Genomic DNA, 298 nt, shown 5'->3' with positions numbered 1-298 from the left:
GGCGATGCGGCGGAGCTTGTTGAGGACGCTGCGCCGGGCCGCCTCGGTGGGGTGCGCGGTGAAGACGGGGCGTACGCCCAGGTGCTCGACGGTCTGCCGCAGGTGCTCGGGGTCGGCGTCCTTCAGCTCGTCGGCGGTGCGGGCGAGGATCGAGCCCTCGGCGTCGCGCCGGGCGCGCAGCTCGCGGCCGCGGTGGACCTGCTCGGTGACGTTGGCCAGGTGGAAGTAGGTCGAGAAGGCCCGGACGAGCTTGGCGGCCGTCTCCGGGTCGGTCCGCGCCAGCAGCGCGGCCGCAGCT

The 298-nt window shown here is 75.2% G+C and carries 1 protein-coding gene; it reads right to left on the bottom strand.

Annotated elements, in window-relative coordinates:
• Window positions 1-298, bottom strand: a 298-nt coding sequence (locus LE181_RS29215) for a phosphoenolpyruvate carboxylase (protein ID WP_225664523.1), incomplete at both ends; no start/stop codon positions are given.

It is taken from the genome of Streptomyces sichuanensis, from assembly GCF_020328095.1.
GTDB classification, from domain to species: domain Bacteria; phylum Actinomycetota; class Actinomycetes; order Streptomycetales; family Streptomycetaceae; genus Streptomyces; species Streptomyces cinnamoneus.
The sequence above is the reverse complement of the archived record's forward strand: the minus strand, read 5'-3'. Positions and strand labels throughout refer to the sequence as shown.